10 protein-coding genes are annotated in these 26,545 nt (G+C 36.7%); 3 read left to right on the top strand and 7 right to left on the bottom strand.

Translation table 11 applies throughout. The features are described 5' to 3' along the window. Positions 1–7 precede the first annotated feature (7 nt). The 4 genes from HH304_RS12320 to HH304_RS12305 form a co-directional block, all read right to left on the bottom strand. On the bottom strand, positions 8–4,255 hold the full coding sequence (locus HH304_RS12320) for a GH-E family nuclease (RefSeq protein WP_169681924.1): 4,248 nt from the start codon (positions 4,253–4,255) through the stop codon (positions 8–10). A 1-nt stretch (position 4,256) separates the two neighbouring features. Then, complete coding sequence (locus tag HH304_RS12315) at positions 4,257–5,645, bottom strand: ATP-binding protein (RefSeq protein ID WP_169681922.1); 1,389 nt, start codon at positions 5,643–5,645, stop codon at positions 4,257–4,259. 156 nt (positions 5,646–5,801) lie between these two features. After that, positions 5,802–16,379, bottom strand: coding sequence for a fibronectin type III domain-containing protein (locus tag HH304_RS12310; RefSeq protein WP_169681920.1), 10,578 nt, complete (start codon positions 16,377–16,379; stop codon positions 5,802–5,804). 30 nt (positions 16,380–16,409) lie between these two features. After that, complete coding sequence (locus HH304_RS12305; protein ID WP_169681918.1) at positions 16,410–16,745, bottom strand: hypothetical protein; 336 nt, start codon at positions 16,743–16,745, stop codon at positions 16,410–16,412. Positions 16,746–17,161: 416 nt separating this feature from the next. On the opposite strand from HH304_RS12305, the gene HH304_RS12300 reads away from it, so the two are divergent. Beyond that, positions 17,162–19,426: an aconitate hydratase gene (locus tag HH304_RS12300; RefSeq protein WP_169681915.1), complete on the top strand. Its 2,265-nt coding sequence runs from the start codon at positions 17,162–17,164 to the stop codon at positions 19,424–19,426. Between the two features lie 57 nt (positions 19,427–19,483). On the opposite strand, the gene HH304_RS12295 is transcribed toward HH304_RS12300, so the two are convergent. The 3 genes from HH304_RS12295 to HH304_RS12285 all read right to left on the bottom strand — a co-directional run bounded on the left by HH304_RS12295 (position 19,484) and on the right by HH304_RS12285 (position 22,052). Beyond that, positions 19,484–19,744, bottom strand: a complete 261-nt coding sequence (locus HH304_RS12295; RefSeq protein ID WP_169681913.1) for a (2Fe-2S) ferredoxin domain-containing protein — start codon at positions 19,742–19,744, stop codon at positions 19,484–19,486. A gap of 77 nt (positions 19,745–19,821) precedes the next feature. Then, complete coding sequence (locus tag HH304_RS12290; protein ID WP_333908755.1) at positions 19,822–21,405, bottom strand: DUF819 family protein; 1,584 nt, start codon at positions 21,403–21,405, stop codon at positions 19,822–19,824. Further along, positions 21,402–22,052 (bottom strand): NUDIX hydrolase, encoded by a 651-nt coding sequence (locus HH304_RS12285; RefSeq protein ID WP_271711604.1) that lies wholly within the window; start codon positions 22,050–22,052, stop codon positions 21,402–21,404. The genes HH304_RS12290 and HH304_RS12285 overlap by 4 nt, the downstream gene beginning before the upstream one ends. A gap of 186 nt (positions 22,053–22,238) precedes the next feature. Here HH304_RS12285 and HH304_RS12280 point away from each other — a divergent pair, with 186 nt between their 5' ends. After that, the gene (locus tag HH304_RS12280; RefSeq protein ID WP_169681911.1) at positions 22,239–25,628 is read left to right on the top strand and encodes a cadherin domain-containing protein; all 3,390 of its coding nucleotides are present in this window, start codon (positions 22,239–22,241) and stop codon (positions 25,626–25,628) included. Between the two features lie 3 nt (positions 25,629–25,631). Further along, positions 25,632–26,540 (top strand): PorP/SprF family type IX secretion system membrane protein, encoded by a 909-nt coding sequence (locus HH304_RS12275; protein WP_169681909.1) that lies wholly within the window; start codon positions 25,632–25,634, stop codon positions 26,538–26,540. The last annotated feature ends 5 nt before the right edge of the window (positions 26,541–26,545 follow it).

Here is a 26,545-nt window from a genome sequence, read left to right as displayed (position 1 = left end):
TTAATTTTTAATCCAATTTACGGCTTCTATTCGAACTTCTTTCTTCTAAAACGTACAAAGCCGAATTATTTTCAATCTCAATTATTTCTTCTCTGCTTAAACCATCTCTTTTATGCTTTGCAAGTCTTTTTTCCCATGTTTGTCCTTTGGCATGTCCTATATCAGCTCTTGGCTTCCCAACTAGATTAGCTGGTACTGGCTGACCTGCTTTTGGGTGAGGATGACCTAATGGTGTCTTTTTAGGATAATGAGTTCCATAGTTAGGTATTGGTTTAAATGTCTTTTGATCAAGGTAAATAGTATATCCATTGGCATCCTTCATCCCGGAATCTGCATTTTTGTATACTTCATCCCTAACTTCCTTTCTTAAAGAAACTCTTTCACTTTTTGCTCCCCCTCTTATCCTATTTCCCCTAAGTTCATTGGTCATTCCAGAATTTGTTAACTCAGCAAATTCATCTATAGCTTTGGCTTCATCAGCATCCAAATCCTGAACGTATTTGCTACCTGTTAATTGGCTATCATCTATTCCCTTTCCTTTTGAAACTTTTGTATCCTGCCAGCCTATTAGAACTCCGTCTTTATCTTTATCCCAATTCGCTTTGCTATTCTTATCCAATTTAACTTTACTTCCAACAGATTTCCCCTTAACTCTTGGATCGCTGGCATCAATATATTCCACCTTCCCACTTGCCAATAACACCCAAGGATTAACTTCTCCCTCAAGTTTAAATCGTCGCTTTTCAACACTAATTCTGAATTTCTTAAATCGAAGGTTTTTACTCAGTCGCTTACCCAGGTCGTCAAAGGTCTTGGCTCCTTTAACCATGCCCTTGCGAACTCCTTTCATGGCGACCTTGCCGTTTTTAACAAGTGCCTTACCTCCATCTTTAACTGTAGCACCAAGTTTTGTAAAGGCTTCACCTGTTTCTTTTACTGACTTCTTAGCACTTGCCTTGGCTGCTTTGGCACCAGACTTCATCGCTCCCTTCACTCCCTTCTTACTAACTGTCTTAATTGCCTTCTTCGCACCTTTTAACGCTGCCTTTCCACCAAATAATAATGCGAATACTAATTCTATGGTCAATGCCGCTAACCCTCTAGCCAAATGGGTTGCTCCCTGAACCAAATTACCCGGCCAGGCTTGCCCGATATATGATCCGAAATGCTTTGCCATCTGATAAATACCCTCAACGGCAAAATAAGCACCCACTATCTGAAGTATTAATGGAATTGCTGCCATCACCGCACCTCCGGTCAATATATTGGCTAATATCAATCCACCGATTGCTCCAATCAGACTCAAAATAATCTTAGTCTTATTTTCGCTAAACCATTTGACAACAGCATCTTTCATGGTTCCGGCTAAATACGAAGCTCTTTCCATTGGAGAATTAAATGGCCCAACTTTTTCTTCTGATTGTGGTGCTGCCGAGGCCGGAGATTGAACTGTCTGAGGTGCTGCTGATTCAGTGGCAGAAGTTTCTGCTACTGAAGATACATCTACAGCATCTTTCTTAACAGCATCCATACCATGCTCCTTATCATCTGATTCCCCAAATTCAACTGTCCCTCCTTCAGGAATCATTCCAATCTGAGCCATCAACTCATTATCAAATATCATATCTGTCAAGACTTCATCAGCCATGACATCTGATTCCTCATATGAGGACTTAGAAAGAATTTGCTTATCTTCCCTAAGCATATTAGCCTGGGCAACAGCTGCATCCACGGCTGCACCCTCAGCGTTTTCTACAAATTCACGCTCATTTGGTAATCGCTGGGTTACATCCTGGCCTAAAAGTTCAACTGACATCTGCCCCATGAAATGATCAGGTGACATAATAGCTGCTTTGCCCAGGTTTGTGATACCCTTGAATATCTTTATCAACCCAACAACTAATCCTTCGACGACACTTAATACTGCATTAACCAACGCTCTATAAGCCTCTATATAGAATTTAACAGCTGCAGCAAATGCATCAAGTAACATGTTTACTGCTTTTTTGAGTACCTCAGCGGCTTTCTCAACAGCCTTTACGGCAAAGTCTACTGCCTTATCTATTAGGTCATTAAACTTTTTAGCTATTGAAGGAAACGCAGCAAAGACTACTGAAACGATTCCTTTCAGAATATCTCCAAAGGCTTTTATAAATCCGGTAATGGCTTTGGTTGCAGCATCGATTAACCCGTTAACTGCTGCCTTGGCTGCTTCTATAATCGACTCAACCAACTTTATTAAGCCATCGAAAATACTATTTATCGCAGATTTAAGGCTATCAAATACACTGGATATCGCATCAGCTGCTTTATCCCACCAACTTTTATCTTGCTCTACTTCCTCTTTTGTCGACTGGACCTTTTTATCTGCTTCGGCGATTGCTGTATCTGTCTCACTTTGAGCTTCACTAAGTTTAGCTGTTACTGCCTTATCAGTTTCAGCTAATTTATTTTGAATTTGCTCACTGGTCGCTTTGTCAGCTTTAGCTGCATCAACCTCATATTGCTTATATACAGCCTCATTTTCTTTCTGCCACTCCTGCTTTTTAGCTTCTGTTTCGGATTGAGCCTTTATCTTAGCTGCCTCTTGCTCTTTAGCCGTTTCAGCAGATTTCTCTTGTATATTTGTATCAAGTTCTTTCCTTGCAGCCTCTTTTTTAGAGTTTAATTCTTCCTTACCACTATCTAGTTTATTTTGTTCCTCTTGTAATTTCTGGCCAATGCTTTTTTCTGCTTCTATTGCAAACCCTTGTTCAATCTCAGGTATGGAGTCATTAACTTTATCTTTTAATGATGTATTTAACTCTTCTACTTCATCAGACAATTCTTCTTTTGCCTTCAGAATTTCATTATCTGGTTTGGGTTTAATCAGATCAATACCTCTATTAGCTTCAAGAAATTTTTTAAACCTCTCTTTACGTGACTCGACTTCATTAGAGGTTTCTTCTTTCAGTTTTTTAGCATTTTCAGGATCTGCTTTTCCTTTTAATGGAATTTCTGGTTTTGGCCCAAGATCTACATCAATATCCGGAAGTGACACCGGGAACTCTCCTATATCTTCAGGAAGCTTCTCTACCGCTTTTGACTTTGTCTTTTCAACCTTAGACTTTATTTCCTCCTTGGCAGGTTCTTCTGATGGATTTGGCACTTCAATTTTAGCATCAGAATCATTATCTGGTTTAACTTCAGGAAGCTTCAAAACTCCGGATTCAAGTCCTGATGGAGTATTTATTTCAGGCAGTGATTCCTTGGCTTTTTTGTTTTCCTCTGTCAATTCATCTGACAAAGTTTTACCAATTATTTCAGGATTCTTTACTAATTCTAAAGGAGATTTTATAACACCTTTTCCTTGAGAAACAGGTAAATCGACTACTTTTGAAAATGGTTTATTTTCTGAATCCGATTTATCATTAACACCATCTTCCTTCTTGTTCTCTCCCTCACTATTCTTCCCTATTTTCTCTTCATTCTGCGACTGCTCAGACTTCTTGGCATTATCCTTAGAGGTTTCATCTTTTTGATTTCCATTTTCTTCTGAAGAAAGGTTTTCATTATCTTCGGTTTTACTTTCCTCAGATAGAGTCCCTCCTATTCCTTTGAGGATATTTAATTCATTTTCCAATGAAGACAAATCAACCAATGGTTGCTGCCAGTTTATATTGGGAAAAGCTTTTATTAATTCATTTTTAAAATCACTTGTACCAATCTCAATTTTTTTGCTTACAAGCTGTTTTTCAAACTCTTCAAATTGCTTACGAACCTTATTCTTTTCTCTAAACCCTTTTACTGAGGCTATTTCATTCTTTTTTAATCCATTAAAGTATTTTTTGACCGGTTTAAGAATAAGATCTTTCCTTTTCCTTATCTCAGTGATTTGCTGCATTTTCTGCAACTTCTCTTTTGACTGATTTAATGGATTCTTTTTCTTGTTTGTTGACGGAATTGCAGCTTCAGCAGACGGAAATTGAAATTTGGGTTTTCTTCTACCGACCTTCTTTATTATTTCGGTACTTTTTTTCAAGGCCGAACCTTTGGAAACATCTCTTACTGAAGGTTCTAAAAGGTCTATTATTTCATCTGTAGAAAGAGAAGCAACATCCCGACTGTCTAATCCGACAGTATCTTCTAACAGATTAAATAATGCATCTCTTTCAGCCTGAGAAAGGCTCTCTAAAGAAACATTACCTCCATCTCTACCTTTGAGATTATTTACGGCAGAAAGTGGCTCTACGTAAGCAATTTCTTTTTCAAACATACTAGTTCCTTTCCTTAGCCTGTTCTGCTTTTATATATTTTGACAATATGTCCAATGAAAGTACACTAGAGTTGTTGCTTTTGGCGTCAAGACAAGAAAGTTTTATTATGTTACTAATATTTGCACCTGTCAATTGATAAGTATCAGCCAGGTATTCAGAACCATAATTTTCCTGAAACTCAAAACCATTTGGAATGCTATTTTCCCAAAGAAATTTTCTTTCTTCTTTTCCCGGAGGTGCTATAAAAATGGATGTCAATATTCTTCTTCGAAATGCAATATCAAGATTTTGATTGAAGTTACTTGCCAATAATACCAGACCAGGAAATTTCTCAATGCGCTGAAGCAAATAAGCTACTTCCTGATTCGCATATCTGTCTTTAGCATCTTTTACTTCAGTTCTCTTACCAAAAAGAGCATCCGCTTCATCAAAAAACAAAATGCATTCTTTTGATTCAAGTCTGTCAAAGATCTTTTCAAGATTTTTCTCAGTTTCACCAATATATTTTGACACTACTCTTGAAAGGTCTACTGCATAAACAGGAGTATCGAGCTCTTTACCAAGTACAGAGGCAGTTAATGTTTTTCCTGTCCCCGGAGGTCCATATAACATGGCTACATATCCCTTCTTTACCTTTTTAGCGAAATCTTCATCACCGTATAACTCATTACTAAACCGAACATAATTTATCAGGGAGTTCAATTGCTCCTTGGTATTATCTTTCAGAACAAGATCAGAAAAGCTTTTATTTGTAGTCAATAAAGTAGCTGGAAAATCAGCAGAAACAGAAATAACAGGTTTCTTACCTGTCATTAACGAGCAGTAATATTCATCACTGATTCGTAATATACCATTTTCGAAAGTTTCAAACTCACCTCTGCTCAAATGCAACACTTGTTCTTTAAACAATCGGCTATCAATTAATTCATTCAGGTATAGCGCCCTTTTCACTCCATCAAATCCAGCAAGAAGAAAAAGAATTGTACGCATAGTAGGTGCTATGGTTAATTTTTCTTTATCTCTTCCTCCGCCAGCCCAGAAATTCAATTTTTGATTAGACCATAAAGGTATTAGAGTAAATGGCTGAAATTGGGATGTAAATACTACAGATATGGTAAATAATTCAACTAAAGATGTATCAAATTCCTCTGTTAATCTTGACCATGCTGAATTTTCAGGGATAGGTGGCGCCTTACAAATATCATTAAAACCTTTAGGAGGTAGATTATCCTTTATTTCGTCCATTCTAGCATTCATCACCTGCTTAACCCAAGACTCGACTTTCGAGAATGCAGATATATTAACAGCTAAAGACTCATAATTTGTAGCTTCTCCTCCGGATTTCGTTACTAGTTTGTCGTTACTGGTTTTATGAAGAGTTTCCAGCATATAAAAATTGAATTATGGTTGAAAAAATAAATTCGATATTCGGTTGAAAGGTATTTATCGAATTAATCCCAATAATACAATATCGAAGGTTTTCAACCAAACTATGAAACATAAAAAAAGCCGGATAAAATCCGGCTTCATATTTTTAATTAAATTTTAGTCTGTTGGTCCTTTCCAAATCTCAACCCATCCGGAATAAGAATCACCACCTGGAACCTCTAAGTAATAATAATAAACTCCGTCTGGCTCATCACCTCCATCAAATCCTTCTTCGTTATCATAGTTATCAGATTCATAGACAGTACGTCCATATCTGTTAGTAATAACAAGTCTTGAGTTATCTGGTAGATTTCTGATATAGAAAGTATCATTGAAACCATCGTTATTTGGAGTAAACACGTTAGGGATAAAGATGCTTTCGTCTAATGGAAGCTCAATAATCTTCTCAATTTCACATCCGCCTGCATCTCTAACCATTACGCTGTAATCACCTGCATATAGATCATCAAATGTAATCTCATATTTTAATGACTGGTTATCCTGAGGAACGTCTGTCCAATCAATAAATACTCCTTGATCAGCAAATAATGGAGCGATTAGTTCAATTGAGGCCTCATACCCTGGGGTTCCCCCCTGAATATTTGTTATTCTCATTGAGCCAGTAGCTCTATCAGGGAATGAAACTCTAATATTGTCAACATCAAAATCAAGTATATCTGTTATCTGGAAGTCTTTGGCTTCACTTGCAACAACATCAGTTGGAGGACAGTTAGACTGTATTTGAGTCAATGTAGCCGTATAAAAATCTTGAATTAGTAAGAAATCATACAACTGATCATCCTCTATTAAATAATTACCACCAGAGATATCAGAATAAGGTATATTAAAGGTCTTATTATATCCTCCTGTACCTCCTGATACATTTCTTACTTGAAGTCTGAAATCAGCCCCTATTTGACCTTGGATATTAGTTAGCAATAAGGCTTGCTTATTATCTTGACATACTAACTGTGTTTCAAAATCAACAGCTAAAGGTCCACCACTAATAGTAATTACTTGTTCATTAGGACATGCATCTTCTCCTACTCCTTTAACAGCTACATAATATGTTCCCTGATCAAGGTTAGCAAATACAAACCTTCCATTTGTAGGTACAGCCACAAAGCCTGAATCTAAACCTGGTCGTTCTGCTATAGCAATCTCGTACGTTCCAGGCAAGAATGATGGGTCGATCTGAATCTCTATTGATCCATCTCTGCCATCACCGGCGCATGTCGGATCACTTGCATTAGAAGTAAATGACACTAATCCAGGACTTGGTACAAAGAATTGAATAGCCTTGCTACAATCTACTCCTGTATCAATAATTAATAACTCATGAGTACCACCTGTTAAACCATCAAATATACCATCAGCAGGGAATGCTAGAGGAATACCATCTAATTGATACTCATAGCTACCAGTTCCACCGGTAATATTTGTTATTTCAACTGCACCATCACTTCCGTTACAAGTTGCTTCATCAAGTACTGTAACATCTGCATCATAATCTTCATACTCGTTTCCAATTATAATTGTCGTTCCTGCATAACAAGGATCTGAAGCATTTCTTCTGAAGCTAACTACCAACTGGTTTGAAGGTTCAGGACCAGCAGGTAAACCTGTAATCACACTACCATTTAAGAAGTTAGTCCAGTTTACGCCATCAACAGACCACTGTAATACATCTCCTGATGGTTGATCAGGGAATGTTACTCTTGCAGAACCAGATGGAGAACCAACACATGTTGAATTCTGTACCTCTGAAACTACAGGCTCTCCTATTGTTCCTGATCTGTCTATAGTAAATTCTCCAGTCTTGATACAAGATGAATCACCATATACAATTGTATACTGGTAAATACCCTGTGGCAGACCGTCAAAAGTAAAGTCATTGTAATTAGTTCGCTCTGCCGGACCTGTTAAATCGATTATTACACCTACATTATTAACTAATGGTACAGCAGGGTCAATATCAAAGAATACACCACCATCTGAGTTAGAGCATGTTGCAGCTACCGGCTCAGGAGTAATCTTAACTGTTGCACATTCGCCAGTACCACCACCTGTACAAGCAGGATCATCTGCTGCTAACGTAGTTGACTGAACAACATTTGAATTGATGCTTGTAGCACAATTGTTTACTGCTCTTACACGTGTGAATACTGTAGTTTCAGCTGGTATTCCTGTAACATTAAATGTTGTTACATTTCCTATATCTCTGTTATTATAATTAGGCAATATTGCCGTGAATGCAGCATCGAATGCAACATCTATCTGATATGAGGTTGCAGATGGAACTGCTGTCCAGCTTATTGTATATCTATCACAAAGTTCATTTGACGACGCAATTACCGGTGCCGATGGGGTTCCAATAGTTGTAATTGTAACAACTGTAGAGTAAGATCCTGTAGCACAAGTATTATATCCTGCTATCCTTACGAAGTAATCAGTGTCTTGAGTCAATCCTGTTACATCATATGTCAGGTTATTTCCAGCGTCAACATTATCAACTATTTTATTTGCAAATGCTGCATCAGTAGCAATATCTACAAAGTAACCAGATGCACCAACTGCTGCATTCCAGCTTAGAGTGAATGCATCACAATCAATTGTTGCTGCTTGAATATTTGTTGGAGCTTGAGGTCCATCATTTGTTGGAGTATCAGACTCAATATTGCTATTACCAGAAATACCACAACCGTTTAATGCTCTTACTCTGACTTCATAAGTAGTTCCAGTTGTTAAACCGGCAACAACCAAAGAAGTCTGATCAGTATTAAATGCATTATAGCCAGTAATGAACGTATTGAAATTATCTGTTGAAATATCTACTTCATACGAAGATGCCCCAGCTACATTATTCCAGCTTATTGTAAATGATTCACAAATTGCATTTGTAATCGGATCTAATACAGGAGCTTGTGGTACTGCATTATCAACCTGGATAGCAATTCCAGTTGATTCAACCGGGCTACCTACTGCACATGTTAATGTAGGGTCAGCTGTTAATCTTACAGAAACTATATCTCCGTTATTTAAAGTAGATGTTGAAAACGTTGGTGAGGTCTCTCCTGCTACATCCACTCCATTGATTATCCATTGGTAATCAGGATTTAGCCCTGCATTAGATGCATTAGCCGTAAATGTAACTGATGTTCCTGCACAAATTGCAGTTTCCGATGCAGTAACATCAACAGCAACAGGTGCCTGACCACCTACATTTATTGTGATTTCATTAGATTCTATCGGCGAATTTGTAACACATGATACATTTGGATCAGCAGTTACAACCACACTTACAATATCACCATCATTTAAAGTTGATGAAGTAAATGTTTGAGAAATTTCACCGTTTACACTTGTTCCATTAATTAACCATTGGTATGAAGGATTAGCACCTCCATTTTGAGTGAATGCCGTGAAATTAACTTCTTCTCCATCACATATTTGAGTTCTGTCAGCACTTATTGATACATCCATGGTCAGATCAGCAACACGCTGAATCTGGATAACATTGGAAATAGCCGGGCTTCCCTGTACACAACTTGCAGTAGGATCAGCAGTCATTTGAACATAAACCTCATCACCTGATACTACAGAGTTTGTTGTGAAAGTAGTTCCAAATTGACCTGTGGTAGTTCCATTTACAAACCACTCATAAGTCGGGTTAATGCCAGAACCAATACTCAATGCAACACTAAATGTCACATCATCATTAGTACATGAAGGATTTTGGTCTAGCTGAATTGCAACAAATGCATTTAACTGACTTGCTACTGCTAGGGTAATTTCATTTGATTGAACTGCATTTACAGATGCACATCTAAATGTAGGATCTGCAGTCACATCCAACCTTATTATATCATTATTTGATAAAGTATCTGTTGAGTATGTATCAGCATTTAATCCAGCTACCAGTACACCATTTACATACCACTCGTATGTTGGATTAGCACCTGCATTATTAACTGTTGAGGTAAATGTTACAACATCATTAATACAAACAGGATTTTGATCCACCGAAATTTGAACTGTTGGATCAACTGAAGTACTTGTATTGACTGTTATCTCATTTGATTCGGCAGGATTATTAGAAACACAGGTCAATGAAGGATCTGCATCAACAACTGCTTTTACTATTTGTCCATCTGTTAAGACAGCAGCATAAGTGACTGAATTTTCTCCAGGAACTAATAAATTGTCAACATACCAGTTTATTACAGGGTTTGCTCCCGCATTATTTATTGTTGCTGTGAAAGTAATTTGTTCACCATCACAAACCGGATTCTGGTCTGCTACAATATTTACTCCTACAGGTGAAGCAGTATTTAACTGGATATTTTCAGAAGCAGAAACTACTGTAGAAGTTGCGCAAGTCAAGGAAGGATCAACTGTCATTTCTACTGAAATCACTTCACCACCATTTAAAGTTGCTGTATTAAAAGTTAATGTTTCGCTAGTCTCACCAGCAATTAAATTACCATCAATAAACCATTCGAAGGTAGGATTTGTACCACCATTTGTAGGCTGTGCTTCGAAAACAATATCTCCACCAGGACAAGCCGGGTTATTAGTTGAAACTAATACAACTGAAGGATCAATTGAATTAGATACACTAATTGCTATAGTATCACCCACGCTAGGTTGATTAGCACAAGTAAATGCAGGATCAACAGTTACAAACAATGAAACTTCTTGTCCATCAGTTAATCCTGAAGCTACAAATGTGTCACTTGTGGCACCTGGCTGATCAACACCATCTATTCTCCATTGATAAACAGGATTTGTACCAACAGCACTAACAGTTGAAGTAAATGTCACATCATTACCTGCACAAATAGGATTTTGATCGGCTGTGATTTCAACTAACGGGTTAAAACCATTACCAACCAACATATTTATCGAATTAGACTCAATCGAAGCTGGTGTTATACAAACTGAAGTTGGATCAACAGTTAAAAACGCAGTAACTATATCTCCATCGTTTAATGTATTAGTTGTATATGTTAGTCCCGTTTCACCGGTTACATCAGTTCCGTTAACTCTCCATTGGATTCCAGGAGTTGTTCCACCATTAGTCACATTAGCTGTAAAGGTTACATTATCACCAGTACAAGCAGGGTTTAGATCAGCAGTGATACTAATATCTGCTACCAATTCCGGAGAAATTGTAATGGAAACAGGAGCTGAAACTGCCGGACTTCCATTTGCGCATGGATTACTTGATGTCACTCTTAGCGATACATCGTATGTACCTGAAGCTAATCCACTTAATACAAATGAATCATTAGTTTCACCTGTTATTGGGTTTCCATCAATTAACCATTGATAAGTAGGGTTCGTTCCACCTCCGTTTATTAAAGAGGTAAAGTTTATAGTCCCACTTTCACAAATATTGTTCTGATCAGCAGTAATATCAACTGTCAGGTTCTCAACTGGCGCTATATTAATAGTTGTTGAAGCACTTGCAGGGCTACCTGTAACACAGGTAAACGCAGGGTCAGCAGTCATAACTACCTCAACATCATCACCATCAGATAATGTCGAGCTAACGAAAGTTTCAGAAACTTCACCCACCTGAACTACTCCATTAACAGACCACTCAAAAGTAGGATTTGCACCTCCGTTTGAAGGAATAGCTGTTAAAGTAACCGGTTCACCATCACATGACGGGGCAGGATTAACTGTTAGATTTACTGATGCTACCAGGTTATTCTGGTAATCTACAGTTATATCGTTTGAAGTAACAACAGTCGAAGTAACACAAGTAAACGAAGCATCTGTTACTCTTACTTCTGCTGAAACTATATCATTATCATTTAAAGTTGTTCCCGAATAAGTTCCTGACTTATCTACCTGAACTTCAGCTCCATTTACGAACCAGGCGATATCAGGATCTACTCCAGCATTGTTAATAGTAGCAGTAAAATTGATCGTAGAACCAATACAAGAAGGATTTTGATCCGCAGAAATTGTTATTTCAGGAGTAACACGTGGAGTAGTGTTAATAGTCTGGGTACCAAGATCTACAAAACAACCCGAAGCATCTCTGACAAATATAGAGTATGTTCCGGCTGTAAGAATGTCGCCTGTAGAACCAGGAGCATTAAACGGGTAAGTAACACCACCATCTGTACTGAATGTATAAGGAGGAGTACCACCATTTATAGTTTGTAATTCAATACTTCCATCGGCATTTCCATCACAAGATTCATCTACTGGAATAATATTACCAACAGTAATATTTGCCCCCGGATCAATAGTTGCTGTAGAGGTAACTGTACATCCGTTTGCATCCCTAACAACTATATCATAAGTACCAGCTGTCAGTCCGGTGAATGAAGGATTACCTGGGATGAAATTATTTCCACCGTCAATACTATAATCATAAGTTGGTGTACCGCCTGATACTGAAATATTTATCTCACCTTCAGAACCAGTTGTACATCCGGCATCAACGGTAGTAATATTATCGATAACCAAAGCAGTTGGTTCATTAATTATTGCTTGCTCTGAAGCAATACAACCATTTCCATCTCTAACAACTACATCATATGTTCCAGCAGTCAACCCTATGAAATTATTTCCATTTTGAAAAGTTGTTCCTGCATCAATACTAAACTCATATGTACCTGTGCCTCCGGATGCACTAATTATTAACGCACCATCTCCAATACCATTGCATGTCGCATCAGTAACCGAAATATTGTCAATTACAACAGAAGGAGCAGCATTGATTGTAATTTGAGAAACCTGAGATATACAATTATTACCATCTCTTACAACTACATCATAAACACCTGATACCAAACCGTTAAATAAATTTGAACTCTGGAAGATAGTTCCTCCATCAAGGCTGTATTCATAAGGACCACCATCTCCTCCACTAACTGTTTCAACAGTTATCGTTCCATCAGCAGAACCATTACAAGTTTCATCTGTCGAAGAAATTGCATCTATTAAAATTTCAACTGGCTCATTTACAGTGGTATTACTTGTTACAGTACAACCATTTGCATCACGAACTATAATATTATAAGATCCAGCACTTATATCTACGAAGTTATTTGCTGCTTGAAATGTCGTACCATTATCGATACTGTATTCATAAGGAGTAGTACCGCCAGAAACGCCAGTTATTGTTATCGTTCCATCAGCAACACCATTACAGGTTGCATCCGTTTTATCAATAGAACCGATTAACAATTCAGCTGGTTCGGCAATAACTACATTTGAAATAGCTGACAGACAGCCATTTGAATCTCTTACCTGAATATCATAGTTACCAGTAGCTAATCCTGTAAAACTATTTGATGATTGGAAAGTTGTTCCCCCATCAACACTATATTCAAAAGTTCCTGATCCTCCGGAAACGGCATCAATAACTATTGAACCTGTTGATTCGCCAAAGCACAGAACATCTGTAGAAGTTATATTATCTATAGTAACTACATCAGGTTCATTAATTGTTGCCTGAACAACTGGAGAAAGACATCCGTTTCCATCACGTACTTGAATATCATAAGTACCAGAAGCAAGTCCGGCAAAATTATTAGAAGCCTGGAAGGTTGTTCCTCCATCAATACTATATTCAAAAACACCATTACCACCTGAAGCTGAAATAGTTAGTTCTCCATTTGTATCTCCATTACAAGTAGCATCAACAACTGTAATATTATCGACGGCTACAGATATAGCAGCATTAATTGTTACTTGAGAAACTAAAGACTCACATCCATTACCATCCCGGGCAACAACATCATATACACCGGAAGCTAAACCTGTAAATGTATTTGAACTTTGGAATGTGGATCCTCCATCAAAACTATATTCGTAAGGTCCTCCATCTCCTCCACTAACTGTTTCAACAGTGATTGTTCCATCAGCAGAACCATTACAAGTTTCATCTGTCGAAGAAATTACATCTATTGAAACTGCAACTGGTTCATTTACAGTGGTATTACCTGTTACAGTACAACCATTGGCATCACGAACTACAATATTATAAGCTCCAGCACTTATATCTACGAAGTTATTTACCGTTTGAAATGTCGCACCATTATCAATACTGTATTCATAAGGTGCAGTACCGCCTGACACTCCAGTTATTGTTATTGATCCATCAGCAACACCATTACAGATTGCATCCGTTTTATCAATAGAACCGATTAACAATTCAGCTGGTTCGGCAATAACTACATTTGAAATAGCTGACAGACAGCCATTTGAATCTCTTACCTGAATATCATAGTTACCAGTAGCCAATCCTGTAAAACTATTTGATGATTGGAAGGTAGTTCCCCCATCAACACTATATTCAAAAGTTCCTGATCCTCCGGAAACAGCATCAATAACTATTGAACCTGTTGATTCGCCAAAGCACAGAACATCTGTAGAAGTTATATTATCTATAGTAACTACATCAGGTTCATTAATTGTTGCCTGAACAATTGGAGAAAGACATCCGTTTCCATCACGTACTTGAATATCATAAGTACCAGAAGCAAGTCCGGCAAAATTATTAGAAGCCTGGAAAGTTGTTCCTCCATCAATACTATATTCAAAAACACCATTTCCACCTGAAGCTGAAATAGTTAGTTCTCCATTTGTATCTCCATTACAAGTAGCATCAACAACAGCTATATTATCAACATTTATTGAAGTTGCAGGATTTATTGTCACCTGAACAACTCCAGATTCACAACCATTTCCATCTCTTGCAATTAAATCATATGTACCGGCAGCTAATCCAGTAAATACATTAGAGTTTTGATAAGTTGTTCCTCCATCAATACTGAATTCATAAGGCAACCCTGCTCCTCCAACTACAGATGTAAAAGTTATAGATCCATCTGATGCACCATTACAAGACTCGTCAGTTTTATCTGCTCCTACTATAGCAACAGCAACTGGCTCGCTTACAGTAGTATTACCTGAAACTGTACAGCCATTGGCATCACGAACTACAATATTATAAGTCCCAGAACTTATACCTGTAAATGTATTTGACGTTACAAAACTAGCTCCATTATCAATAGAGTATTCATAAGGAGCAGTACCACCTGAAACTCCAGTTATTGTTATTGTTCCATCAGCAGCTCCATTACATGATGCATCAGTTGGTGTTATGGTTCCAATTAATAGCTCTGTTGGCTGATTAATACTTACAAGTTGTATAGCTGATTCACAGCCATTTGCATCTCTAACAACTAAATCGTATCCTCCCACAGGTAAACCAGTAAAAGAATTGGAAGCTTGGAAAGTAGTACCACCATTTATGCTATATTCATAAGAACCACTTCCTCCTGAAACAGCATTTATTGTTATAGAACCATTTGATTCACCAAAACATAAAACATCATTTGAGGTAAAATCATCTATAACAACAGCAGTTGGCTCATTAATAGTTGCCTGAACAATAGGAGAAAGACAGCCATTACCACCTCTTACCTGAACATCATAAGTTCCAGCTGCTAATCCAGTAAATATATTTGATGACTGGAAAGTTGAACCACCATCCGAACTATATTCAAAAACACCATTTCCACCGGATGCCGTAATAGAAATTTGGCCATCAGCATTTCCATTACAAGTAGCATCAGTTGTATTTACGTTATCAATAACAACAGCAGCTGCCTCATTAATAGTTACTTCAAAAACTGGAGAAATACATCCTAGATCGTCTTGAGCAATAACATCATAGGTTCCTGCAGGTAAATTATTAAATATCTTTGAAGCCTGAAAAGTAGCTCCACCATCTATACTATATCTATATGGCCCATTTCCACCTGAAACACCATCAACAGAAAGACGGCCGTCAGCTGCCCCACTACACGACTCATCATCAGAATTTACCTGGTCAATAACAACCTGGGTCGGCTCATTGATCGTTGCATTATCAGTAACCCGGCAACCGTTTGCATCCTGAACAACAATATTGTATGATCCTGCTGTAGGGTTAAATACATTAGAAGACTGGAATGTAGCTCCATTATCAATGCTATATTCATAAGGGGTAGTCCCTCCGCTTACACCTATGATGGTTATTGTACCTGGATCCCCAAAACATGTTGCATCTATAACATCAACAGTACCAATTGTTAAAGTATTTGGCTCAGTTAAAACAACATTATTTAAAGAAGAAAGACATCCATTAACATCCCTGACAACCATATCGTATGACCCTGGTGTTAAACCGGTAAAAGTAGTAGAGGAAACGTAATTTGCTCCTCCATCAATACTATATTCATAACCACCATTTCCTCCTGATACATTATCAAAAGATATGGAACCATCATTAGCACCACTGCATGAAATATTGGAAGCGGAAAAATTATCTATAATTAAAGGGTCCGGCTCAAAAAGTGTAACCCTAGGAGTCAATACTTGCGCTCCTGCATCATCTTGAACAATAGCTTGATATGCATCACCACTAAGTCCCGTAAAAGTATAAGTGTTTTCCGTTAAACCAAAAACTGTTGCTATTGGAAAAGTCGGGAATCCACTACTACCATACAAAAACACATCAAATGGTGCGGTACCATTCTGAATTGTGATAGTTACTGTTCCATCAGCATCTCCATTACAAGTAACCGGGGTAACCGTCAGGCTAGCGCTTAGTTGAGCACTTACTGCAAAACTTGTTGAAAGAAATATTAAAAAAATCAGGCCTGTATTTAGTATTTTACTCATTCTAAAATGAATATTAATAACATGAATGTTTTATAAAGCAAATTTTATTAAATCCGTATTAAACTTATTACCATTTTCATCCTCAAAAGTAATAATGTAGATTTCCGATTTTAACAAACCAGAAACTTTCAATACCCTATTCGAAGAATTCCCTTTTTCAACAACAGTGAAATTTGGTAGTTTATTTAAATAGACAATATAAGTAAATGAAGAAACTTCACTTGAAATCTCAACTTCAATAGAAAAATTATCATTGTGTTGATCTACTATTTTTACACCAACAATTTCTGGATCATTAATTTCAGTTGACTTCAGACTATTAAAAGAAGTAATTACTAAAATAAGTAATAAGAAAATTTTCTTCATGGTTTAAAAAATCCGGATTTAACTTTGTATCTATATATAAGTTATAAATAATATTTGTAACCTCTATATCAATTAAATTAGTTACTCTATCGACTAATTTTCACTATTTATCTAAAAAATAAGGCTGCTTATACTGCTACAACCAAAATAACCATATACTAAATTAACACGTGAAATTAACTCAATAAAAGCAATAAATAGTCATTTTTCAAATAAAAATACAATTTTAGTATATGCCTAATCACAAATAAATAGACTTAAAACTATAAATATTACATTTTCAGCCATCTCCTTCTTTAGACAGGCTCTAAAAAAGGAATTTAATATATGATAGAGACCAATACACTTTAAAGATTAATTCCTTTTATTTAAATTCGTGGCTCAAATTAGTTTAGCATAATTTAGACTGTATAAATATGGCATTTGATATTGAAATGATTAAGGCCGTTTACGAGGCAATGCCGGGTAAAATTGACAATGCCCGCAAGCTCGTTAACCGTCCTCTTACGTTAACTGAAAAGATTCTTTATAGTCACCTACATGAGAGTCAGCAACTTGAGGTGTTTGAAAGAGCTAAGTCATATGTAGATTTCGCACCAGACAGAGTGGCTATGCAGGATGCTACTGCTCAGATGGCTCTTCTTCAGTTCATGCAAGCTGGAAAGAAAAAGGTAGCAGTACCATCTACTGTACACTGTGATCACCTTATCCAGGCTGAAATTGGTGCTGACAAAGATCTTGAAAAAGCAAAATCGAACAATAAGGAAGTTTATGACTTCTTAAGTTCTGTTTCTAATAAATATGGTATCGGTTTCTGGAAGCCAGGTGCTGGTATTATTCACCAGGTAGTATTGGAAAACTATGCTTTCCCTGGTGGAATGATGATCGGAACTGACTCTCATACTGTTAATGCCGGTGGACTAGGAATGGTTGCTGTTGGTGTTGGTGGTGCTGATGCAGTTGACGTTATGGCTGGAATGCCTTGGGAGCTTAAATTCCCTAAACTTATCGGTGTTAAACTAACTGGTAAATTAAGCGGATGGACTTCAGCGAAAGATGTTATTCTTAAGGTTGCTGGAATCCTTACTGTAAAAGGTGGTACTGGTGCGATTGTTGAATACTTTGGTGAAGGTGCTGAATCTTTATCATGTACTGGTAAGGGTACTATCTGTAACATGGGTGCTGAAATCGGTGCTACAACTTCTACCTTCGGATATGATAAGAGCATGTCTGATTACCTTCGTTCAACTGAAAGAGCTGAGGTAGCAGAGATGGCAGATAAAATTAAAGAACATTTAACTGGTGATGCAGAGGTTTATGCTAACCCTGAGCAGTATTTTGACCAGGTGATTGAGATCAATCTTTCTGAGCTTGAGCCTCATATCAATGGTCCTTTTACTCCGGACAGAGCAACTCCTTTATCTCAATTTGCAAAAGAAGTAAAAGAAAACAACTGGCCTGAGAAGCTTGAAGTTGGATTGATCGGATCTTGTACTAACTCTTCTTATGAGGATATCACAAGAGCTGCATCAGTTGCTGAGTCTGCACAAAATCAAGGACTTAAAGCTAAAGCTGAGTTTACAATCACTCCAGGTTCTGAATTGGTTAGATATACTGTTGAACGTGACGGATATCTTAACACATTTGAAAAAATGGGTGGTGTTGTTCTTGCTAATGCTTGTGGACCTTGTATCGGTCAGTGGGCACGTCATACTGATGACCCGACAAGAAAGAACTCTATTATCACTTCTTTCAACAGAAACTTTGCTAAAAGAAACGACGGTAATCCAAACACTCACTCATTTGTTGCTTCTCCGGAAATCGTAACTGCATTTGCAATTGCTGGTGACCTGACATTCAACCCAATGACTGATACATTGAAAAATGAAGCGGGTGAAGATGTGAAGTTACCTGAACCTAAAGGTATTGAATTACCAATTAAAGGTTTTTCTGTTGAGGATGCTGGATACCAGGCTCCTGCTGAAGATGGCAGCGGAGTAGAAGTAATTGTAAGTCCTGATAGTGACAGATTACAACTTCTTTCTCCTTTCCAGCCTTGGGATGGTAAAAACATTACTGGAATGAAGCTTTTAATCAAGGCTAAAGGAAAATGTACTACAGACCATATCTCTATGGCTGGCCCTTGGTTAAAATACAGAGGTCACCTTGACAACATTTCTAACAATCTTTTAACTGGTGCTGTTAACTTCTTCAATGATGAAACAGATACAGTTAAAGATCAGATTTCTGGTGAATACAATGGTGTTCCTCAGGTAGCTCGCCATTACAAAGCTGAAGGTATTCCTTCAATTGTTGTTGGTGATCACAACTACGGTGAAGGTTCTTCAAGAGAGCATGCTGCGATGGAGCCTCGTCACCTTGGCGTTAGAGTTGTTCTAGTTAAATCATTTGCCAGAATTCACGAAACTAACCTTAAAAAGCAAGGTATGTTAGGTATTACTTTTGCAGACGAAAGTGATTATGATAAGATTCTGGAAGATGACACTATCGATATCATTGATCTTGAGTCATTTGCACCTGGTAAGCCTTTAACTTTAAAGCTTACCCATGCTGATGGATCTACAGACACAATTGTAACTAACCATACTTACAATGAAGGTCAGATTGAGTGGTTTAAGGCAGGTTCTGCACTTAATCTTATCAAGAAGCAAAACGCATAAAGATAATTTACAAGAATCATTAATAAATAGAAAAGGGATCGAAAACGATCCCTTTTATTATTGTAAAATATACTTTTTTAAATACTTTTCTCCGTCTTCCGGTTTCACCATCACATGCCAGTGATCTTTGATTATCATTACCGGAGACTCTTTACATCTGCCTGTACATTTTGTATTAATAACCTTGAACTTACCCTTCAAGTCATGTTTTTTAGCCGCATGAGATAAACTCTTCTCTAACTCCTTACTTCCACACTTCTTGCATGACTTTCCGCTACATACAAAAGCAAAATGTTTTACAGCATCTTTTTTACTCATATCCCATAAAACGGAATTAGATCTTTAAATGTTCAATAGATTTTATACTAAAACCCCTAAAATCTGTCAAGTGATATCTAACCAGTTATGGCTTGCATCAATAATGCACATATATAAGCACCATAAGTACCCAAAGCATATCCCAATACTGCCAGTAATACTCCAACAGGAGCTAATGACGGATGGAAAGCAGCTGCAACTACCGGTGCAGAAGCTGCACCACCAATATTTGCTTTACTGCCTACAGCAACAAAGAAAAACGGTGCTTTAATAAGTTTGGCAACAACCATTAATATCACAACATGGAATATCATCCATATTAATCCTATTAAAAAATATTGAGGATATTCAACAACTGCAGCTATATCCATTTGCATACCAATTGTAGCTACCAATATGTATATAAATACACTTCCAACCTTACTAGCTCCGGCACCTTCTAACTCTCTTACTCGGGTAAATGATAGTACAAAACCGATGGTTGTCGTTACAATAATTAACCAGAAAAATGCTGAACCCAAACTCATCTTTTTGCTCAATTCAGGAAGGTGTTCTGAAAACCACGGAGCAAAGAAATCCGCCATTAAATGACCAACAGCAACAGCAGAGAAAGCAACAGCCAAAATCAATATCAGATCTCTAAAAGTAGGGATTTTAGCTACTGAAAGACTAAAATCTTCCATCTTCTTTTTCAGATTATCGATGGCAGTTGTATCAGCTTTTAATTTTCTATCTAAAATATTTGTTCTTGCTGCTCCAATTAACAAAAATGCCATCCACAGTTCTGCTACTAAAACATCAACGGCAATCATCACAGAATACAACCTTCCACTAGGTTTGAATACCTCATACATTGCAGCCTGATTTGCACCCCCTCCTATCCAGGAACCTGCAATTGTTGACATCCCTCTCCATAAAGAATCAAAGAATTCTTCTCCAATTAACCCTGGAAATAGTGAATAGGCAATCCATAGCGCTATTGGACCACCGATTATTATACTGATTGTAGCTGTAAAAAACATTATAAGCGCCTTTGGCCCTAATTTAATCACTTCTTTAAAGTCAATGCTTATAGTAAGCAACACCAGTCCTGCAGGTAGCATAAACCTTGATGCTACATAATAAACATTTGATAATGAAGCATTAACGATATTAAATAAGCTTAATAACGATGGTATAAAATAACAAAGCAATAATGCAGGAATTACGGAATAAAACTTCTTGAAGGCTGGTTTTTTACTTCCTGATGTATAAAAAATCATTCCCAAAATAAACATCAGCAAACCAAAGACAACTGCATCATTTTGAACTAAAGGGCGCTTTTTGATTAAGTAAAATGATTTTGTAATCGCATTATCTCCTGAACCAACCCTGACCTTGATCTTTTCATGCCTGGTACCGTTAAGTTTTACATATCTCTTTTGAGGAATAGTTTCTAGCCCATATGCTTCTATTATCAGACTATCCTTATTCTGATCAAAATAATCCTGCATATCCAAAACAAATGGTCCTTCATCTAAAAAATAGGCACTTTCAGGGTGGAGTAAATCAATCTTTTTCTCATTTGTAATATCATCAAGAAATTCAAAATCTGATTTCTCTTTAGAATAAATTGAAATCGTAGCAATTAAAATGAGAAAAAATGACAATAGATTTTTCATGAGTAAATTTTTGTAATTATCGCTTTTAATTCTGACAGCATCATAGCTGTTGCTCCCCACACAACATGTCCCTCAACATCAAAATAAGGAGCATTTAATCGGATACTTTTTGATGCTTGAATATCGGTAAACTTTACAACTGAAGGGTCAATAAGATGACTTACAGGAAGAGAAATTATTTTCTCCACCTCATTTTCTTCAGGCACAAAATCTGGTTTATAATTTAAATATCCAACTGTTGGTACAACCAAAAAATTACTGGCGAATATAAAGAGCTCTGACAAATTACCCAAAATCTCGACATCCGCAGATTTAATTCCTATTTCTTCTTCAGCTTCTCTTAATGCGGTATGTATCAAATTTTTATCTTGTGGTTCAAACTTCCCTCCGGGAAAACTCACCTGTCCTCCATGTACTCCAGGATATTCAGGTCTAAGCATCAAAGGTATTGAAATATCATTTTCATCGGGGTAAAACAAAACCAACACCCCTCCTTTCTTCGCATTTTCTTCTGGCTTAAAATACTTTTCAGCAATATCTTTATCAAATCTTGCTGACATTTCAAGCTGTGCTTCCCTCCCCGGTAAGGGGTCACGTAACATTTCGTGTAGTTTTACAATAAAATCATCAAATTTAGATCTGTTCATGCAACCCGATTTATACACTTCACTTTATCTTTGCAACAATAACTAATTTCTAAAAATAGACAAATACCTCTATTTTACTACAAGAATTTGCTTTGAGTGAATAATTGTATTAGATTTCAGTTATTTTATTGTATTATTCAGTACAAACACTGAGTAATTTTTTAGTTGAAGCCATTTTTTGTTGATATGCACAGGATAACTTTTTTAATATCCATACTTTGTATTTTAAGTATTGGAAGTAAAGATTTATATGCCCAAGTTCCAGGCGAAATTATCAGACCTTCAGGGACAGCAAGTACAAATGCTATTCTAGACCCTAATGGTGATGGCTGGATTACTACATCCGGAGCTCAGTTTACAGGTTCAAATGAAGTTAACGAATTTGAATTGTCTTTTATTGGTATAGCTGGTCCAAATGAAATAAATGGTGATGCCCAGGAAGGTGGCAATTGTGGAAATTATGACTTAGTAACTGGTGAAAATCAAACAGGGCTTTATTACCACTATGTAAACCCTGATGAAACTGTAAATACAACCGATGATGGTGTGGTATTCAGGGTACGAAGTGGAGATATCAACACGAATGATTTCTCTGTACATATCTTGATTGAATCAAACTCAAATCATGCCGGGTTTGATATGGAGGTATCAGTAGGTAAATACAATTTCTTCGGTTTCCCTGTTACTGTTAAAAACATTTTCAATCTGGAAACCGGTCAAGAAACAACACTGGCTCAGGATGTTACTCAAACTAGTTTAGCAAACCCTAATGCTGGTAATTGTACTGTGCCTGCCTTTACTGATCTATATTTTACGCTGGCGGAATTAGGAATTAATGCAAATCAAAATATAAAAATAACTACTGTAATTGCCCGAAACAGAAATAATTTCACAGGTGCTTTAAATGTCTCAAGTAGCATATTTGATAAAGACATCTCAGATATCTATAACTATGATGACGATAATTTAACAGATCTTGAAACTGCTTTAGATGAAAGCACTTCTTCATTTGAATATTTCACTTTAGCTGGTGAACCACCTGTAATTAATACTACTGCAGCTAGTATAGATGAAAATGTACCTGCAGGAACTGAAGTTGTTACCGTTGATGTAACAGACCCTGACAGTGACTCATTCCTTTTTAAGATAATCGGAGGAAATACAGATGGCGCATTTGCTATTGACAATACAGGATTAATCACTGTAGCTAATCCAGCAGCAATTGATTTTGAAACCAATCCATTCTTTGATTTAGTAATTGAAGTAAAAGATAAAAACGGCAATAAAGTAGAAGGCACAATCAGAATAACTGTTAATAATGTTAACGAACCTCCTTCTATAACTGGTTCTGATCAAAGCATTAATGAAAATCCTAATGCAGGATTTCTACTTACCACTTTAACTATTACTGACCCTGAAGACAATGTAACTTCTGTTGAGATCACTAACGGAAATATAGATAACGCATTTGCAATTGATCAAAATGGAAATATAACAGTAAACAATCCTTCTGCAATTAATTTTGAGGTAAACCCTGTGTTTGATCTGGAAATTACTGTTACGGATCTAAGAGGGTTGACTGCATCGCTTACTATAAAAGTTACAGTAATTGATATCAATGAAGCTCCTACAACTGAAAATAAGACAATTGTAGTTGAAGAAAACACACCCGTAAATACATTAGTATCAACACTTACAGCTTTTGATGAAGATGGGAATTTTAACAGATTTGAAATTATAGGAGGAGATGGAGCTCCATATTTTAATATTTCTGCTAATGGTGATTTAACAGTTTCTGATCCTTCAGGATTAAATTATGAGATTAACCAGCAATTAATACTTATAGTCAGAGTTGTCGATGATCTTGGTTTAGAAAGTGAAGCTCAAATAACGATTAAAATAACTGATATCCCTGAAGCACCTTCTATTTCAGCAAACGATGCTTCAATTGATGAAAATAGTCCTAACGGAACTGCAGTAGTAACAGCTCAGATCTCTGATCCGGAAAACAACATTACTTCGGTAGAAATCACCTCAGGAAACATTGATAATGCATTTGTCATAGATCAAAATGGAAACATTACTGTAAATAATACAGCGGCAATTAACCATGAGGTAAATCCGGAGTTTCAACTTGAATTAACAGTTACTGATAATAGTGGACTAACTGCTTCTACTACGATTACAATAACTATAAATGATATTAACGAAGCTCCGATAACACAAGATGCAACGTTTGAAATCGAAGAAAACACAGCAATAAATACTCTTGTATCAATTCTTGAGGCTACAGATGAAGATAATAATCTTGATAAATTCGAGATTATTGGTGGTGATGGTCAACCATACTTTAAACTATCTGCAAATGGCAGATTAACTGTCGGAGATGCTTCTGTTCTCGATTACGAGACAAATAAACAATTCACAATAATAGTAAGAGTAGTTGATAAAAAAGGATTATCATCTGAAGCTCAAATAACTATTAATATAACAGACAAGCCAGAGCCTCCAACAATCTTTGCAGAAGATGCTTCAGTTGAAGAAAATAAGCCTAATGGTACTGTGGTAACTTTAGCAAATATCACTGACCCTGAGAATAACATTTTAAGAGCCTATATATCTAATGCGGGTACTCCTTTTAACATTAGAAACAATGGAGAAATATATGTTAGTGATGTTAATTTATTAGACTATGAATCTCAGCAAACATGGACTTTAAACTTAGAAGTACTTGATAATACTAATCTGAAAAGTTCAATAACTATTACAATTACAGTTACTGATATCAATGAGGCACCTTCAGCGGAGACTTTATATTACCAGGTCCTTGGTGGTGAAACTATTTCAGATCAGATACTTGGAAACATTTCGGATCCGGAAAATGATCAAATTTTACTTTCGGAAGTTTCTTCAGAATCAACAGCTTTGGGTAACTACACTATTGATGCTTCAAGTTTTTCATATACAGCAAATAATTGCTCTGGTGGTGAGGATATAATTAATTACACTGCATGTGACAGTAAAGGATTATGCTCTGAATCAGTAATTGTAATTACAGTAGTCGTATCTGATAGTGACGAAGATGGAATTCCTGATCACATTGAGATCGGTGCAGATCCAAATAACCCTGTAGATACTGATAATGATGGCACGCCTGATTACTTATCAACAGATAGTGATGGAGATGAAATTTCTGATAAAGAAGAGGCCGGAAATGATCCATGTAATCCTGCCGATTTTAATAACAATGGAATTCCGGATTACCAGGAAAAAGAGCTTGTAATTAAGCCGTTAAAACCATCAAAAGGCTTCTCTCCAAATGGTGATGGCAATAATGATTTCTGGGAGATTGAAGGAATTGGTGAATTCCCTCAAAACAGAATTGAAGTTTATAACAGATGGGGTAACCTGGTTTATCAAGCCACTGGTTACAATAATCAGGATGTCAGATGGGAAGGTGAAAATACAGAAATGAATGTTGGTGGTGATGGTGTACCTGACGGAACTTATTTCTACTTCCTACATGTAGAAGAGTCTTCGAAGCCATTGCAAGGATTTTTAGTGTTAAAAAGGTAAGAAATGATTAGGTCAATTATAATTACGGCAGTTTTGAGTATGGTGTGTGGAATTGTTCATGCACAGCAAATCCCAATGTATTCTCAATATATGTTTAACGGATCTGCAATTAACCCAGCTTATGCCGGCAGCCAGGATGCGTTTTACACTTCAATAATATGGAGAGAACAATGGGTTGGTATTGAAGGAGCTCCTTCTACTCAAACACTTGCATTACATAGCCCTTTAAATAATCAAAAAATTGCTCTTGGTGGTATTATCTATCAAGATAAAATTGGTGTGACTACCAATAGAGCAATAATTCCTCAAGTTACTTATCGTATACCAAGTGATAATGGAATTATGTCATTCGGACTTCAGGCTGGAGTTGTTAATTACGATGCAGATTATTCAGAAATTTCAACAACAGACCCAGCTTTCAGAAATGTTGTTATAAACACATGGAAGCCTACATTTGGGTTTGGTATATATTATTACACAGACAATTACTATGTTGGTGCTTCAATACCTCAAATGAATGAAATATATATTGATAATGAAAACGATAGCTCACAAGCAGTTTTAACAACTCACGCTTTTATTACTGGAGGTTATGTATTTGATGTTAATGCTGATATAAAACTAAAGCCTCACGTACTAATTAAATATGCTAATGGGGCGCCTCTGGGGTTTGACTTAAATGTAAGTGCTCTATTTAGAGAAGTGTTATGGACCGGCGTTTCATACAGATACCAGGAATCTTTATCTGGTCTATTGAAACTTCAGATAACTAACGGACTTCAATTTGGATACAGTTATGATTTCTTAACTAAAAGAGATTGGAGGGTATATAGTTCGGGGACACATGAACTAATGCTAAGCTATAAGTTCACGTTTGAAAAGAAGACAACAGTTACTCCAAAATACTTTTAAGGACC

Source organism: Marinigracilibium pacificum, assembly GCF_012926615.1.
In the GTDB taxonomy this organism is placed as follows: Bacteria; Bacteroidota; Bacteroidia; order Cytophagales; family Cyclobacteriaceae; genus Mangrovivirga; species Mangrovivirga pacifica.
This window is presented reverse-complemented; position numbering and strand designations above follow the sequence as displayed.